The sequence below is a fragment of the Xanthomonas hyacinthi genome, from assembly GCF_009769165.1.
Classification (GTDB): domain Bacteria; phylum Pseudomonadota; class Gammaproteobacteria; order Xanthomonadales; family Xanthomonadaceae; genus Xanthomonas_A; species Xanthomonas_A hyacinthi.
Map to the genome: position 1 here is coordinate 2,411,253 of NZ_CP043476.1, position 16,063 is coordinate 2,427,315.

At 71.8% G+C, this 16,063-nt stretch carries 12 protein-coding genes; 2 read left to right on the top strand and 10 right to left on the bottom strand.

The annotated features are described in order from the left end of the window. Nucleotides 1-98 precede the first annotated feature (98 nt). Nucleotides 99-1,625 carry an MFS transporter gene (locus tag FZ025_RS10725; protein WP_104558466.1) on the top strand — a complete coding sequence of 509 codons (1,527 nt, stop codon included), beginning with the start codon at nt 99-101 and terminating at the stop codon, nt 1,623-1,625. A 264-nt stretch (nt 1,626-1,889) separates the two neighbouring features. Here the strand turns inward: FZ025_RS10725 and FZ025_RS10730 are convergent, their stop codons facing one another. From FZ025_RS10730 to FZ025_RS10775, 10 genes are all read right to left on the bottom strand, one after another. Then, nucleotides 1,890-3,314: an FAD/NAD(P)-binding protein gene (locus FZ025_RS10730; protein ID WP_104558465.1), complete on the bottom strand. Its 1,425-nt coding sequence runs from the start codon at nt 3,312-3,314 to the stop codon at nt 1,890-1,892. Between the two features lie 94 nt (nt 3,315-3,408). Beyond that, nucleotides 3,409-4,827 (bottom strand): cardiolipin synthase, encoded by a 1,419-nt coding sequence (gene cls, locus FZ025_RS10735; protein WP_104558464.1) that lies wholly within the window; start codon nt 4,825-4,827, stop codon nt 3,409-3,411. Between the two features lie 219 nt (nt 4,828-5,046). After that, nucleotides 5,047-5,214, bottom strand: a complete 168-nt coding sequence (gene rpmG / locus FZ025_RS10740; protein WP_170867542.1) for a 50S ribosomal protein L33 — start codon at nt 5,212-5,214, stop codon at nt 5,047-5,049. Nucleotides 5,215-5,224: 10 nt separating this feature from the next. Then, complete coding sequence (gene rpmB / locus FZ025_RS10745; RefSeq protein ID WP_003467012.1) at nt 5,225-5,461, bottom strand: 50S ribosomal protein L28; 237 nt, start codon at nt 5,459-5,461, stop codon at nt 5,225-5,227. Between the two features lie 173 nt (nt 5,462-5,634). Beyond that, nucleotides 5,635-6,300, bottom strand: coding sequence for a cation efflux transmembrane domain-containing protein (locus FZ025_RS10750; protein ID WP_104558463.1), 666 nt, complete (start codon nt 6,298-6,300; stop codon nt 5,635-5,637). Between the two features lie 3 nt (nt 6,301-6,303). Beyond that, on the bottom strand, nt 6,304-9,516 hold the full coding sequence (locus tag FZ025_RS10755; protein ID WP_104558462.1) for an efflux RND transporter permease subunit: 3,213 nt from the start codon (nt 9,514-9,516) through the stop codon (nt 6,304-6,306). Nucleotides 9,517-9,653: 137 nt separating this feature from the next. Continuing rightward, nucleotides 9,654-10,925 (bottom strand): efflux RND transporter periplasmic adaptor subunit, encoded by a 1,272-nt coding sequence (locus tag FZ025_RS10760; RefSeq protein ID WP_104558461.1) that lies wholly within the window; start codon nt 10,923-10,925, stop codon nt 9,654-9,656. A gap of 131 nt (nt 10,926-11,056) precedes the next feature. Then, complete coding sequence (locus FZ025_RS10765) at nt 11,057-12,328, bottom strand: TolC family protein (protein ID WP_046979656.1); 1,272 nt, start codon at nt 12,326-12,328, stop codon at nt 11,057-11,059. A 55-nt stretch (nt 12,329-12,383) separates the two neighbouring features. After that, nucleotides 12,384-12,758, bottom strand: coding sequence for a hypothetical protein (locus tag FZ025_RS10770; RefSeq protein ID WP_046979655.1), 375 nt, complete (start codon nt 12,756-12,758; stop codon nt 12,384-12,386). Nucleotides 12,759-12,980: 222 nt separating this feature from the next. Next, nucleotides 12,981-14,810: a DUF885 domain-containing protein gene (locus FZ025_RS10775; RefSeq protein ID WP_046979654.1), complete on the bottom strand. Its 1,830-nt coding sequence runs from the start codon at nt 14,808-14,810 to the stop codon at nt 12,981-12,983. Nucleotides 14,811-15,126: 316 nt separating this feature from the next. Between FZ025_RS10775 and ttcA the strand changes: the two genes are divergently transcribed. Continuing rightward, the gene (gene ttcA, locus FZ025_RS10780; RefSeq protein WP_046979653.1) at nt 15,127-16,002 is read left to right on the top strand and encodes a tRNA 2-thiocytidine(32) synthetase TtcA; all 876 of its coding nucleotides are present in this window, start codon (nt 15,127-15,129) and stop codon (nt 16,000-16,002) included. The last annotated feature ends 61 nt before the right edge of the window (nt 16,003-16,063 follow it).

The window sequence follows — 16,063 nt, forward strand, 5'->3', positions numbered from 1 at the left end:
TTGCTCCGGTATCTGCGGAAATCCGCGGTGTTTTTCGCCCGCTCCTGCCGCGTTATCTCTATTGGCGATCCCGGCACCCGCCGACCGAGCCACCCGCGATGACCACCGCTTCCGCCCATCCCCCGCCTGCCGCCGCTCCCGTACGGCGCGGCGCCGCACTCGCCGCCGTGTGCCTGGCCGCGCTGGCCTTGCCGTTGAACTTCTCCGGCGGCGCGGTCGCCACGCCGACCATCGGCGCCGCGCTGGGCGGCAGCACGCTGGCGCTGGCCTGGATCACCAATGCCTTCATGCTCAGCTTCGGCAGCCTGCTGCTCGTCGCGGGCGCATTGGCCGACCGGCACGGCCGCAAGCGCGTGTTCCTGGGCGGGCTGGGGCTGTTCGGCGTCGCCTCGCTGGGCGTCGGCCTGGCCGGCTCGGTGGCGGCGATCGATCTGCTGCGCGCCCTGCAGGGCGTGGGCGCGGCCGCGGCGCTGGCCGGCGGCACCGCGGCGCTGGCGCAGCTGTACGCCGGCGCGGCGCGGGCACGGGCGTTCAGCCTGCTCGGCACCACCTTCGGCACCGGCCTGGCGTTCGGCCCGCTGGCCGCGGGCATGCTGATCGAGCATCGCGGTTGGCGCGCGATCTTCTTCGGCCTGGCGGCGCTGGCGGCGCTGGCCTGGGCGGTCGCCGCGCGCTGCCTGCGCGAGTCGCGCGACCCCGCCCCGGGAGCGGCCGACCATGCCGGCGCGCTGTGCTTCAGCGCGGCGCTGGCCGCGTTCACCGCGGGGCTGATCCAGGGTCCGCACAGCGGCTGGTACAGCCTGCCGACCCTGGCCCTGCTGGGCGCGGCGTCGGCGCTGCTGATCGGCTTCGTGCGCATCGAACGGCGCAGCCGCCGGCCGATGCTGGACCTGAGCCTGTTCCGCTACCGGCACTTCGTCGGCGTGCAGCTGCTGCCGGTGGCCACCTGCTACAGCTACGTGGTGCTACTGGTGCTGCTGCCGTTGCGGCTGATCGGCGTGGACGGCCAGCGCGCCAGCGACGCCGGCCTGACCATGCTGGCGCTGTCGCTGCCGATGCTGGTGGTGCCGCGCATGGCCGCCGCACTGGCGCAGCGCATCGCCCCGGGCGCACTGTCCGCGGCCGGACTGGGGCTGGCCGCGGTCGGACTGTACTGGCTGGGCGCACGTCCACCCGCGCAGGCGCTGCCGGCGCTGTTGCTGATCGGCGCCGGCACCGCGCTGCCGTGGGGACTGATGGACGCGTTGTCGGTCAGCGTGGTGCCGAAGGAGCGCGCCGGCATGGCCGCCGGCATCTTCGGCACCCTGCGCGTGGCCGGCGAAGGCATCGCGCTGGCCAGCGTGGCCGGGCTGCTGGCCGGGCTGATCCAGTGGCGGCTGGCGGCGATGGTGCCGGCGGCGGCCAGCGCCGCATTGGCCGAGACCGCGCAACGCCTGGCCGCGGGCGACCTGGCGCAGGCCGCGCATGCGGGCAGCGCGGTGTCGCTGGCGCAGTTGCGGCACGCCTATGCCGACGGGTTCGCAGTGCTGGCGCGGACGCTGGCGGCGATCACTGCGGTGGCGGCGGTGGCGATCTACCTGCTGCTCGGGCGAACGACGCAACGCTCTGTGGAGGTCGGGGCTTAGTCTGTCGCGGCTGAAGCCGCTCAGTCGATACTCGGTTGCCTACAACACCCTGGGGAAAAACGCTACAGCGCGTTTTTCTGGCATCTGTTCATACACCACGAAGCCTGTGCGAGCGACTCCGGGTGGCCTCGGGCCATCAGTCGCGCCAGCCTCTACCGGTCACGCCCGTCGCGACTGAAGTCGCTGCCACAACGCGGCGCTGGCTGCCAACACCCCAGCGCGTGCTGCGCAGGCGCCATCACGGCAGCCAGGCACGCTTTGCTTTCACTTTGCGTCGGCGCTTAACTCGCACAGCAACGCCTGCGCCTGCTGCTGCGCCTGCTCGCGCAGCTCCGGGATCGCCAGGCTTTCCCACAGGCTGCCGATGCGCAGGCTGCCGAGCACGCGGATGCGCGGATCGGCACGGCCGTCGGCGTCGAGCAGCGCGCCATCGGCAGCCGTGGCGATGCCGATGCCGTGCGCGCCGGGCGCGGCGTGGCCGCAGCCCAGCAGTTGCTGCAGCAGCGGGTTGCGCATGGTCTGTGCGCGCAGCTCCACGCCGGTGGCGTTGACCACGTAATGGGCGTCCAGTTGCAGCGCCAGCCCGTCGGGACCGACCGCATTGACCTGCACGCAGGCGCCGACCGGGAACACCGTGTCCAGCCGCGCGCGATGCACGCGCAACTGGCCGACCCGGCGCATCGCCTGCAGTTGCGCGAACGCCGGCGCGGCGATGCGGTGCCGGTGCACGTCCCAGTAACGCACCGCGTGGCGCAGGAAGCGCCGCTGTTCGGTGGCCGACAGCGACTGCCACAGCGCCTGGCCCAGCGGCCGCAGCCGCTCCATCACGCTCTGCCACGGCAGACCGCGCGCCTGCGCCGCGGCGGCGTGCCGGCGCAGCGCGCGCAGGCGCTGGCGCAACGGCAAGGCCAGCAACGGCTGCGGGTCGAACTCGGCCGCGGCGTGGTCGGCGCGGTCGGCATGCGGCAGCGGCAGCAACGCGTGCCGCGCGATCACGTGCACCGGGCCGCGGTGCGCATTGGCGAGCAGGGTCAGCACGCTGTCGGCCATGCTCAGGCCGGCGCCGACGATGCACACCGTGGACTCGCGCGGGATCGCGCGCAGTTGTGCGTAGTTCCAGGCATCCACGCGCACGTGCGCCGGCAGGCTGGGCGCACCGCGCGCCGGCAGCGGACGCAGGCTGTTGCCCAGCGCCAGCACCGTCGCGCGCGCGCGCAGCGTCGCGCCATCCTGCAGTTGCAGCGCCTGGCCGCGCGCGTCCCGGTCCAGCGCCAGCACCCGCAGCTGCCGCCATTGCAGCTGCGCCGGGCTGGCGGCCTGCGCCTGCGCCAGCCGCGCGCGCAGGTAGTCGCCGTAGTGGCGGCGCTGCACGTAGGCCTGCGCCAGCGCGGCGCGCTGCAGCGCCGGATACAAGGCTTGCTGCTGCAGCCAGTCGAGGAAGTCGTCGGGAAGATCGGGGAAGGCGCTCATGCGCCCGGCCGGTACGTTCAGCAGGTGCTCCGCGCACGGCGTCGCATAGGCCACGCCCTGCGCCAGCGCGGCCTGCGGTTCGATCAGCTGCAGCCGCAGTGCATGCGTGGCCTGCCGCAGCAACTGCAACGCGACCAGCGTGCCGGCCGCACCGCCGCCGACGATGGCGATATCGCAGTCGCAGTCGCCATCGGAAGCGGTGGGCAGGAGTTCGCTCATGCCGGCGATTGTAAGGGATGCCCTCGCCGGCTCCGCCCGCGGCTGGGAACCATCGCGCATGGCGGCGACATCATGCTGTCATATGCGCGCGCTTTCACATCAGCGCATCGGCCAGCCGGGCGATGCCTTCGCGGCTGCGCCGCCACGCCGGCCGCTTGCGCCAGTCCTGCAGCGACAGCGTGCGCGCATCGGCCAGGTAATCGGCCTCCACCGCGCGCAGCCGCTGCACCACCTCGGCGCAGTAGCACAGCACGCCGATCTCGGCGTTCAGCGCGAAGGAGCGGATGTCCAGGTTGATCGAGCCGACCAGGGCGATGCCCTCGTCCACGCTCAGGTGCTTGGCATGCAGGAAGCACGGCCGGTACAGCGCGATCTTGACCCCGCTGCGCAGCAGTTCGTCGTAGTAGGCCTCCTGCGCCCAGGCGGTGAGCCGCTGGTTGCTGCTCTCCGACAGGATCAGCTGCACGTCCACGCCGGACAGCGCGGCGATGCGCAGCGCGCTGAGCGTGGCCTCGTCGGGCACGAAGTACGGCGTGACCATCACGATCCGCCGCCGCGCCAGGTGGATCAGCGCGTTGACCGCATCGCGCGCGTTCTCGAACGGATATGCCGGGCCGCTGGGCAGCAGTTGCGTGGCGGTGTCGGCACCGTGCACCGCGGTGCCGTCGGCCACGCGCAGGCGCTGTCCGGTCTCGATGAACCAGTCGCTGGCGAACACCGCCTCCAGGTGCCCGACCACCGGCCCCTGCAAGCGCACCACCAGTTCGCGGTTGGGATGTCCGCGCACGAATTCGGCAGAAGCCAGGTTCTGCGAACCGGTATAGCCGACGCGGTTGTCGATGACCGCGATCTTGCGATGGTTGCGCAGATCCATGCGCCCGCTGCGGCGCCAGCGCAAGCCGCCCGGCAGCAGCGCCTGCACCTCGGCGCCGGCCGCGCGCAGGCGCTTGCGATAGCGTCGCAGCCCGCGCTTGCCGCCACGCGCATCGAGCAGCAGGCGGCAGCGCACGCCGCGCGCGGCGGCGCGCAACAGCGCGGCCACGACCGCGTCGCCGACCGCATCGTCGAACATCAGGTAGTACAGCAGGTGCACGCGCTCGACGGCCGCATCGATGTCGTCGATCAGCGCCTGCAGCGAGGCCGCATAGCGGTCGAGCAATTCCACCGTGTTGCCACGGGTGGGCATGAAGTCGCCCTGGCGCTCGATCAGCGGCACCACTTCGGCGATCGCGGTGTCGGCGGGCGGAGTCCAGCGCAGCGCGGTCAACGGCACCTGCTGTTCGCGGATCACCTGCGAGGCCTGCGCCTGGCGCTGGATGCGCTCGCGCGACAGCCACGGATGGCCCAGCAGCAGATACAGCGGCAGCCCCAGCACCGGCACGAACCCGACCAGCAGCAGCCAGCTGCGCGCCGCGCCAGGGGTGGTGCGCGCGGGAATCCACAGCAACGCCACCAGCCGGATCAGCCAGTCCAGCGCCAGCAGCCAGGTGCCTTCCAACCAGAACGGCAGCATCGTGACCCTTCGCAAGCCAAGTCGCCCGATTCTGCGGGCTGCGGCGGTAAACGCAACCATTGCGTGTGTCGCCGCGGTGGCGGCGCACGCGGGACCGGTTGCGCCGCGCCAACGGCGGCGGCATGCGACCGCTGCGGAATGTGCAGGCCGCAGACGCACGAAACCCGCCTTGCGGCGGGTTTCGTGTCGACCTCGAAACGCGATCCAGCGATCAGTCGATCACTTGATCTTGCCTTCCTTGTACAGCACGTGCTTGCGCACGACCGGGTCGTACTTCATCATTTCCATCTTCCCCGGAGTGTTCTTCTTGTTCTTGTCCGTGGTGTAGAAGTGGCCGGTGGCGGCCGAGGAAATCATACGGATCTTGTCACGCTTGCCTGCCATGATTGCTTACTCCTCAGACCTTTTCGCCGCGCGCGCGCAGCTCTTTCAGAACGGCATCGATCCCGTTCTTGTCGATGGTGCGCAGCGCATGCGCGGAGACACGGAGCTTGATCCAGCGGTTCTCGCTGGCGACCCAGAAGCGGCGCTCGTGCAGGTTGGGCAGGAAGCGACGACGGGTTCTGTTGTTGGCGTGGGAGACGTTGTTACCCGTCTGCACACGCTTGCCGGACACTTGGCATACGCGGGACATTACGCACCTCGATAAGTTAGTTTGAGTCGCCCATAGCCTGGGAGACGGCGGCCCCGGCAGCCTTGTGGCCACCACGCGACGTGGGAAATCAAACAGTTACGCTGGGAGAGGCCGGCCGGAGATCGCGCATCCGGCCGCCGTTCCGGCCGGAGCCGGGCACAGCGAGCCGCGCATTATGCATGCCTTTCCCTTGTGTCGCAAGCACTTACTGGCGTCGCGCGGGCCTGGCGCAGTTCCGCCCAGGCGCGCCGCGCCACCTGCCAGGCCGAGCGCAGGAACAGCAGCAGCAACGCCGCGGCGATCAGCAGGTCCGGCCAACCGGCGCCGAACGCCCACACCGCGATGCTGGCCGCGATCACCGCCACGCCCTCGTAGACGTCGTTGAGCGAGCACGCCCAGGCCGAGGCCAGGTTGATGTCGCCGCGCCGGTACGGCCACAGCAGGCGCAGGCACAGCAGGTTGGCGGCCAGGTTCAGCGCCGCGGCCACGCCCATGCTCTCGAACAGCGGCAGCTGCGGGTGCAGCAGCTTCCAGCCGATGCCGGCGGCCACCGCCAGCGCCGCGGCCAGGATCAACGCGGCCTTGAGCAGCGCCACCCGCGCCTTCGCCGCCAGGCTGGCGCCGACCACGGCCAGGCTCAACGCATAGGTCAGCGCATCGCCGAGATTGTCCAGGCTGCCGGACAGCAGCGAGGCCGAGCCGCTGTGCCAGGCGCTGCCCAGCATCATCGCGAAGGTGCCGGCGTTGATCGCCAGCACCCACCACAGCACCCGCCGCTGGCGCGCCTGCATCGCCGCCACATCCAGGGTCTTGCCGCAACCGCAGCAACTGTCGGCCATCGCTCACCTCGCCAAAGTCGGAGCATCCGCTGCGGCGGACGCCGCTGCGGCATTGTCGCGCCGGTGCAGCCAGCGGTACAGCACCGGCAGCACCAGCAGGGTCAGCAGCGTGGAGGACACGATGCCGCCGATCACCACCGTGGCCAGCGGCCGCTGCACTTCCGCGCCGGCGCCGACGTTGAACGCCATCGGCACGAAGCCCAGCGCCGCCACCAGTGCGGTCATCAGCACCGGCCGCAGCCGCGCCAGCGCGCCGTCGCGCAGCGCCTGCGCCAGCGGCAGGCCGTCCTCGCGCAGCTTGCGCACGAAGGCGATCATCACCAGCCCGTTCAACACCGCCACCCCGGACAACGCGATGAAGCCGACCCCGGCGGAGATCGACAGCGGGATGCCGCGCAGCGCCAGCGCGACCACGCCGCCGGTCAGCGCCAGCGGCACGCCGCTGAACACGATCGCCGCATCGCGCAGCGAGCCGAACGACCAGTACAGCAGCGCGAAGATCAGCAGCAGCGTGGCCGGCACCACCCAGGCCAGGCGCTGCCCGGCCGAGATCAGCTGCTCGAAGGTGCCGCCGTAGCCGATCCAGTAGCCGCTGGGCAGCTTGACGTCGGCCTGCACGCGCCGCTGCAGCTCGGCGACGAAGCCGCCGAGGTCGCGGTCGCGCACGTTGGCGGTGACCACGATGCGGCGCTTGCCGTCCTCGCGGTTGATCTGGTTCGGCCCCAGCACCGTTTGCACCTTGGCCACCTCGCGCAGCGGCACGGTGATCGGCGCGCCGCTGCGCCAGCCTGGAGCGCGGCTGGATTCGTCGGCATCGCCGCGCTCGCCATCGCCGCGCAGCGGGATCGGCAGATCGGCCAAGGCCGCCGGGTCCTGCCGCAGCGCCTCGGGCAGGCGCACCACGATGGCGAAGCGGCGGTCGCCTTCGAACAGCTGCCCGGCGTCCTGCCCGCCCACCGCGGCGGCCACCGTGTCCTGCACCACGCCGGGATTGAGTCCGTAGCCGGCCAGCGCGGTGCGGTCCGGCACCACGCTCAGCATCGGCAGGCCGGTGGCCTGCTCGAGCTTGACGTCGGCCGCGCCGGGCACGTTCCTGGCCACCTCTTCGATGCGCCGCCCGACCTGCACCAGCGTGTCCAGATCGTCGCCGTAGAGCTTGATCGCCACGTCCGCGCGCACGCCGGAGATCAGCTCGTTCATGCGCATCTGGATCGGCTGGGTGAACTCGTAGTTGTTGCCGGGCAGCTGCTGCACCGCCGCTTCGATCTCGGCCAGCAACTGCGCCTTGGGCTTGCGCGGATCGGGCCATTGCGCGCGTGGTTTCATGATCAGGAAGGTGTCGGCCACCGACGGCGGCATCGGGTCGGTGGCGACCTCGGCGGTGCCGAGCTTGCCGAACACGTGCGCCACTTCCGGGAACCGCTTGATCCGCCGCTCCAGCGTGGCCTGCATCGTGATCGCCTGCTGCAGGCTGGTGCCGGGGATGCGCAGCGCGTGCAGCGCCACGTCGCCCTCGTCCAGGTTGGGAATGAACTCGCTGCCCAGCCGCGTGGCCAGCACGCCGCACAGCAGCACCAGCGCCAGCGCGCCGGTGCCGATCCAGCGCGCGTGGCGCAGCGCGCCGTCCAGCAGCGGCGCATACGCCTGCCGCGCCCAGCGCATCGCGCGGTTCTCGTGCTCGGCGACCTTGCCGCCCAGGGTCAGCGCGATCGCCGCCGGCACGAAGCTCAGCGACAGCAGCATCGCCCCGGTCAGCGCCAGCACCACGGTGATCGCCATCGGGTGGAACATCTTGCCTTCGATGCCGGTCAGCGCGAACACCGGCAGGTATACCGCGGCGATGATGCCCACGCCGAACAGGCTGGGGCGGATCACCTCGGCGGTGGCCTGCGCGGTCAGCTCGAAGCGCTCGGCGGCGCTGAGCACCCGGCCCAGGCGCTGCTGCGCCTGGCCGAAGCGGCTCAGGCAGTTCTCCACGATGATCACCGCGCCATCGACGATCAGGCCGAAATCCAGCGCGCCCAGGCTCATCAGGTTGCCGGACACGCCGCCGCGGACCATGCCGGTGAGGGTGAACAGCATCGCCAGCGGGATCACCGCCGCGGTGATCAGCGCCGCGCGGAAATTGCCCAGCAGCAGGAACAGCACCGCGATCACCAGCAGCGCGCCTTCGACCAGGTTCCTGGCCACGGTGGCGATGGTGCGGTCGACCAGCGCGGTGCGGTCGTACACCGGCACCGCCTGCACGCCCGGCGGCAGGCTGCGGTTGGCCTGCGCGAGCCGGGCCGCCGAGGCCTGCGCCACCGCACGGCTATTGGCGCCGACCAGCATGAACACCGTGCCCAGCACCACTTCGCTGCCGTCCTGGGTGGCGGCGCCGGTGCGCAGTTCCGGTCCCTCGCCGACCTCGGCCACGTCGCGTACCCGGATCGGCACGCCTTCGCGCCGGTCCAGCACGATCGCGCCGATCTCGGCGATGCCGCTCACCTGCCCGGGCACCCGCACCAGGAACTGCTGGCCATTGCGTTCGATGTAGCCGGCGCCGACGTTGCGGTTGTTGGCCTCGACCGCGCGCGCCACATCGTCCAGGGTGAAGCCGAGCGCGACCAGCCGCGCCGGATCCGGGGTGATGTGGATCTGCCGCGCATAGCCGCCGATGGTGTTGACCTCGGTGACGCCCGGCACGTTGCGCAGCTGCGGCCGCACCACCCAGTCCTGCAGCGTGCGCAGGTCGGTGGCGGTCCACGCCGTGCCGTCGGGCTTGCGCGCGTTGGGCCTGGCCTCGACCGTGTACATGAAGATCTCGCCCAGGCCGGTGGCGATCGGCCCCAATTGCGGTTCCAGCGCCGGCGGCAGTTGCGACTTCACCTGCTGCAGGCGCTCGGCCACCTGCTGCCGCGCGAAGTATAGGTCGGTGCCGTCGGCGAACACCGCGGTGACCTGCGACAGCCCGTAGCGCGACAGCGAGCGCGTGGATTCCAGTCCCGGCAAGCCGGCCAGCACCGTCTCCAGTGGGAAGGTGACGCGCTGCTCGGCCTCCAGCGGCGAATAGCCGGGCGCGGCGGTGTTGACCTGCACCTGCACGTTGGTGATGTCGGGCGTGGCGTCGATCGGCAGCCGCGAGAAACTCCACGCGCCGATCGCGATCAGCACCCCGGTCAGCGCCAGCATCAGCCAGCGCTGCGCGATCGCGAAGCGGATCAGGTTAGCGAGCACGGCGGCGGCTTCCGGGCGCGGCGCTTTTTTGTAGGAGCGGCTTCAGCCGCGACCTATATGCCGGCATCGCGTCTACGTTCGGGTGTCTGTCGCGGCTGAAGCCGCTCCTACAGGGGGGGCAGGGCGCAGCGCGCAGTTCAATGATCATGCGACGCCCCCGACTTTTCGATGTCCGCCTTGACCAGGTAGCTCTGCTCCACCACCACCGCGTCGCCGGCCTTCAGCCCGGACAGCACCTGCACCTGGCGCGCATCGCGCGCGCCGAGTTGCAGCGGCCGAACTTCGTAGGTGTCGCCGACGCGCACGAACACCACGTCCCAGTCGCGGAAGCTCTGCAAGGCGCTCACCGGCACCACCAGCGCGGCCGGCTGCTGCGCCACCGTGACCCGCGCCTTCACCGCCGAACCCGGCCGCCACAAACCGTCTGCGTTGCGCAGCAGCGCGCGCGCCACGGTGCTCTGGCTGGCGGTGGCGGTGCCCGGCAACACGCGTTCCAGCGTGGTCTGCGCGACCGTGCCGTCGCTGATCCGGGTCACCGTCACCGGCGCGCCGGCGGCGATGTGGCCGGCATCGGCGCCGAAGATGTGCAGATCCACCCACAGCGTGGACAGGTCGGCGATCTCGAACAGCGCCTGGCCCTCGGCGGCGCTGCTGCCGACGCTGGCAGTGCGCGCCAGCACCGTGCCGGCGATCGGCGCGCTGATCGTGTAGGTGGTCAGGCTGAGGTTGCTTTCCACCGTGGCCAGCGCCTGCCCGGCGCGCACGCGGTCGCCGACATTGGCGCGCAGGCTGCGCACCGGGCCGGGGAAGCGCGCGGTGGCCTGCGCCTGTGCGCCTTCGGCCGGGGTCAGCAGGCCTTGCACCTCGTGCTCGTCGGCGATGCTGCCGGGGCCGACCGGCGCGACGCGGATGCCCGCATCGGCGGCGATCTTCGCCGCGATCTCGGTACGGCCCTCGTAGCTGGGATAGGTCCAGCGCAGTGGCTTGCCCTGCACCGTGGCGCGCACCTCCACGTCGAAGGAATGCGGCTCGTGCACCACGCTGTCGGCCAGCAGGCTGCCGTCGTCGCGCGCGCGCAGGCGATGCGTCTCGACGCCGCCGCCCAGGCGCTTGAGTTGCACCTCGACGCTGCCAGCGGCGGGCGGCAGCGGCTTGCCGTCGCGGTACAGCCAGGCCTGGTAGGTCGGCGGCGTGCCGTCTTCGGCGATGGCCAGTTCGACCGCGATGCCGTCCTGCTCGAGCAGGCGGCCGCCGTGTGCGCCCTTGCGTGCTTCCTCGGCCTGGGCGTCGCCGGCTGCGCCATGCGCGTCGGTTTCGCCATGGGCATCGTGGGACTCGTCGCCGGCGCAGCCGCCGAGCAGCAGGGCCAGCAGCAACGGCGCGAGCAGCGCGGTGGAGTTGGATTTCATCGTAGGCGGTCCTGGGAGAGGCCGGCGGCAGGCGCCAGGCGTCGGGAGAAATGGGGTCGGGGCGACGAGGTCCGGCAACGCGGCGTGGCGCGGCGCGCGCGGCGGCATTGCAGGCGACAGCGGCGAACGGCTCATCGCGGCGCCTCCGCCGCGCGCGCGATCACCAACGGCTGCCCGGTCAGGCGCTGGATCTCGATCAGCGCGGTCTGCGCCTCGAGCGCGGCGGCGAGTTGCTGCCGCCGCGCATCGCCGTGCTGCGCCTGCAGCTGCGCCCACTCCAGATAGCTGATCGCGCCGCCGCGGTAGGCGCGCTCGGCGGCGGCCTCGGCGCGCGCCAGTTTCGGCAGCACGTCCTCGCGCAGGCGCGCCACTTCCAGCCGTGCGGCGCGGTAGCGGCCGTGCGCGTCGGCGAGCGTGGAATACAGCGCCAGCGCCTGTGCCTCGCGCTCCACGCCGAGCAGCTCGCGCTCGGCCTCGGCGGCGCGGATCTCCGGCAGCGCGCGCGCCGCGCTGCCCAACGGCAGCGATACCCCGGCGACCAGGGCGGTGGCGTCGCCATCCTGCAGCCGGCGTACGCCGAACTGCCAGTCCAGATCCGGCCGCGCCTGGCTGCGCGCCAGGCGCAGCCGCGCCTCGCGCACGCGCGCCTCGCCGGCGAAGCGCGCCAGTTCCGGGGTGGCGTCGAGCAAGTCGGCCAACGCGGCGAAGTCCGGCACCGCCGGCAGCGCCAGCGGATCGCCGGCCACGCGCGCGAAACCCGGATCGCGTTCGCCCCACAGCACCGACAGGTGGCGGCGCGCGGCATCGTGCTCCTGTTGCGCGCGGTCGCGCTCCAGTTCCGCACGCGCCTGCAGCGCCTGCGCGGTCAGCAGCACCGATTCGGGCGAGGCGCCGGCCTGCAGCCGCTGCCGCGCCGCGGCGACGGTGCGCTGGCGCTGCGCCAGGTCGGCGGCGGCGATGGCCTGGCGCTGCGCGGCGGCGGCAATCGCCAGGTAGCGGCGCGCGACCTCGGCGAGCAGGTCCAGCCGCGCCAGTTCGCGCTGCGGCGCCAGCGCATCGATGCGCGCCTGGGCCAGGGTGCGGCGCGCGTCGAGCTTGCCGCCGCGCTCGAGCACGCCGGCCAGGCTGACGGTCAGTTCGGCCTGGTCCAGGCCGCGCGCGGCGCCGCTGCCGAAGGCGTTCTCCAGTTCGGCGCCCAGCCGCAGCGGCGGACGCAGCGCCTCGCGCTCGGCCTCGGCGGCGAGCACGCGGCGCTGGCCGTCGGCCAGGCGCAGGTCGGGATGGGTCCGGGCGACGCGGGCGAAGGCGTCGTCCAGGGTGAGCACAGCATCGGGCGGCACGGCCTGCGCCCACGCGCAGGGCGCGGCCGCGAAGGCGGCAACAGCCGCCAGTCGCAACCACATGGGACTTCTCCGGAGTCGGGGATCGATGGACGGGCCGGCAGGCGCCGGCGGTGCATCAAGCCGCGATCGGAGGCCGCAGCGGGGTTTCCAGCAGGTGCGAGCGGTAGTCCTGGTGCACGGCTGCCGGACGCAGCAGTGCCTTCAACGGCACTCCTTGCCAGGCCAGCGACGACAACAGCGCCGGGCTCTGCCCATGGCAGTAGCCGCTGTGCATCAGCGCATGCATCAGGCTGGCGCCATCGCGCTCGCCGGCGCCATCACCGTCGCCACGATGCGGGGCGTCTTCGTCCACGTGCGCCTGGCCGTGCGCCAGCGCATGCACGTCGCCCAGCGCGCAGGCCACCGGCGCCACCAGCACGCCCAGCGCCAGCACCGCCAGCGCGATCAGGCGCAGTAACGGGTGCAGCAGGCGGGCACGGCGGATGGACATGGCGCCAGCCTAGCGATGCGGGCGGGGTTACACAATCGCAGGGGGCGGATGAGAGGCGCGCGGATCGAGCGGAAGCGGTTGCGCCTTCGTGCGGCGCGGGCGGTCGTGCCCTCGTCTGGCGCGGTGCCTTTGCATCCTCATGCCGCGCTGGCGGTCGTACCCTCATCCGGCGCTGCGCGCCACCTTCTCCCGGTGGGAGAAGGAAGAGCACGGGCGTGGCAGTTATTGAGGTGCGCTGGGCTTCTGGGAGGCGGGCTGGTGCCGCTGCTTGCTCTCGGCGATGAACGCGCGGACCTGCTGCTGCAGCACCGGCAGCGGTACCGAGCCCTGCTTCAGCACCGCGTCGTGGAAGGCCTTGATGTCGAAGTCCGCGCCCAGTTCGTGTTCGGCCTCGGCGCGCAGCTTGACGATGGCGATCTCGCCGAGCTTGTAGCTCAGCGCCTGCCCCGGCCAGGAGATGTAGCGATCGACCTCGGTGGTGACCTCGTGCTCGCTGAGCGCGGTGTGTTCGCGCAGATAGGCCAGCGCCTGCGCGCGGCTCCAGCCCTTGTGGTGCACGCCGGTGTCGATCACCAGCCGGCAGGCGCGCCACATCTCGTAGCTGAGCCGGCCGAAATCCTCGTACGGGGTTTCGTAGATGCCCATCTCCTTGCCCAGCTTCTCGGTGTACAGCGCCCAGCCCTCGCCGTAGGCGGAGATGTAGTTCTCGCGGCGGAACGCCGGCTGCGCGCCCTGCTCTTCGGCCAGCGCGCCTTGCAGCGAGTGGCCTGGCGAGGATTCGTGCAGGGTCAGCGCCGGCAGGTTGTACAGCGGCCGCGACGGCAGGTTGTAGGTGTTGAGCCAGTAGGTGCCCACGCCGCCGCGGCCGGCGGTCCAGAACGGCGCGATCTCCGGCGGCACCGGCACGATGGTGAAGCGTCCGCGCGGCAGCGTGCCGATGAACTTGCCGACTTCGCCATCCACGCGCTTGGCGATCCACGCGGCGCGATCGAGCAGTTCCTGCGGCGTCTTGACGTAGAACTGCGGATCGGTGCGCAGGAACTGCAGGAACGCCGGGAAGGTCTGCTGCCCGGCCGGCGGCTTGAAGCCGACCTGGCGGATGATCGCGTCCATCTCCTTCTGGATCCGCGCCACTTCCTGCAGGCCCAGCTGGTGGATCTGCTCGGGGCGCATTTCCAGCGTGGTGTATTCGCGGATCTGCTGCTGGTAATAGGCTTTTCCGTCGGGCAGCGCCTCGGCGGCCAGCGTGGTGCGCGCCTGCGGCACGTATTCCTGGCGGTAGAAGGTCAGCAGCTGCGCATAGGCCGGGATCACCTTGTCGCGGATCGCCGCCTGCGCCTGTTCGCGCAAGGCCTGCTGCTCGGCGGCCGGGATCTGCGCCGGCAGCTGCTTGAACGGCGCGTACAGCGCGGCGGCGGCGGGGTCCTTCAGTTCGGCGACCCCGGCGATCGAGCCGTCGCGGCCTTCCAGCACCGCGCGCGGCACGCTGAAACCGCGCTTGAGCCCGGCGCGCATGTTGTCGGTCTGCTGCGCGAAGTAGCGCGGCACGTCGTTGAGCCGCGCGATGTAGGCGCGATACTCGGCCGGTGTGCGCAGCGTGCGCCGCGCCATGAAGCCCAGGTCCGACCAGAACGAGCTGTCGGAATTGAACGGCATCTCGTAGGCGCGCAGGCGCACCGCGGCGGCGAGGTTCTCGATCTGCGGGCGGTACACCGCCAGGTTGACTTGGTTGTCGGCCGACAGCTGCGCCGGGTCGAGCGCATCCAGCTGGCGCAGCACGTCCTGCCACACCTGCAGCCGCGCGGCCTGCGCCGCCGCGCCGACGTCGGGCAGCTGCGGGTTGTCGCCGCTGCTGTCGCTGTCCTCGTCGGCCTGCCCGACCTGCGCCTGCCGCCATGCCCATTCCTTCTCGTAGATGGCCTGGAAGCGGGCATCGGTAGCGGAGGCGGCCGCTGCAGGCGGCGGTACGGCAGGCGCTGCGGCCAGCGCCGGCGTGGAGAGTGCGAGCGCGAGCAACAGGGACGCGGCCAGCGGGGTCTTGGCGATCGGCATGGGGGAAACAGGCAATGGGAACGAGATCCGATGATCGCACCCCGGGCGCGGCGGGGGGTGGGCCGGAAGTATGGGAGCCGACTACGCAAGCAATGGAGCAGAGGGATGCACGACGTGCGTTCTCGCCGCGACTGCAGCAGCACCGCGGCTGGCGCGCCCCTCCTGTGGGGACTTCAGTCGCGACGGGCCTTGCCAGGAACGCTCGTCGCGACTGAAGTCGCTCCCACAAATGTGCACCGCGCCGCGATCTCGCGTGCGTACCGCATCCGCGTCCGTGCACCGCGCCCTCGGGTCATGCCGACTACAATGCGCGCCGATGACCTCCGCGCCCCTGCCCCTGCCGCAACGCCTCGCCGATCCCGCCCCGCGCGCGCGGCGCACGCCGTCGGCGCTGGGCAAGCGCCTGTGCCGGCAGGTCGGCCAGGCGATCGCCGATTTCGGCATGATCGAGGCCGGCGACAAGGTCATGGTGTGCCTGTCCGGCGGCAAGGACAGCTACACCCTGCTGGACATCCTGTTGCAGCTGCAGCGCAAGGCGCCGGTGCCGTTCGAGCTGGTCGCGGTGAACCTGGACCAGAAGCAGCCCGGCTTCCCCGCGCAGGTGCTGCCCGACTACCTGCGCGCGCTCGGCGTGGCCTGGCACGTGATCGAGCAGGACACCTATTCGGTGGTCAGCCGCGTGGTGCCCGAAGGCAAGACCATGTGTTCGCTGTGCGCGCGGCTGCGCCGCGGCGCGCTGTACCGCTATGCCGCCGAGAACGGGATCAACAAGATCGCGCTGGGCCACCACCGCGACGACCTCGTCGCCACCTTCTTCATGAACCTGTTCTTCCATGCCAAGCTCGCGGCGATGGCGCCGAAGCTGCGCAGCGACGACGGCCGCCACGTGGTGATCCGGCCGCTGGCCTACGTGCGCGAAGCCGACATCGCCGACTACGCGCAGGCGCGCGGCTTCCCGCTGATCCCGTGCACGCTGTGCGGCAGCCAGGACAACCTGCAGCGGCGCCAGGTCGGGCTGATGCTGCAGCAATGGGACCGCGAGCATCCCGGCCGCATCGAGCAGATCGCGCGCGCCATGGGCAATGTACGGCCGGCGCAGTTGGCCGACCCGGCGCTGTTCGATTTCCGCACCCTCGGCGCCGCCGACACCGCGCCGGCCACGGCCTGGCCGCTCGACGCCGCCGACGCGTGAGGCCGCTGCCGGCGCTGCACGCGCGCCGCTGAACCGCGCGTTGCGGTATCCGGGCGGGAGC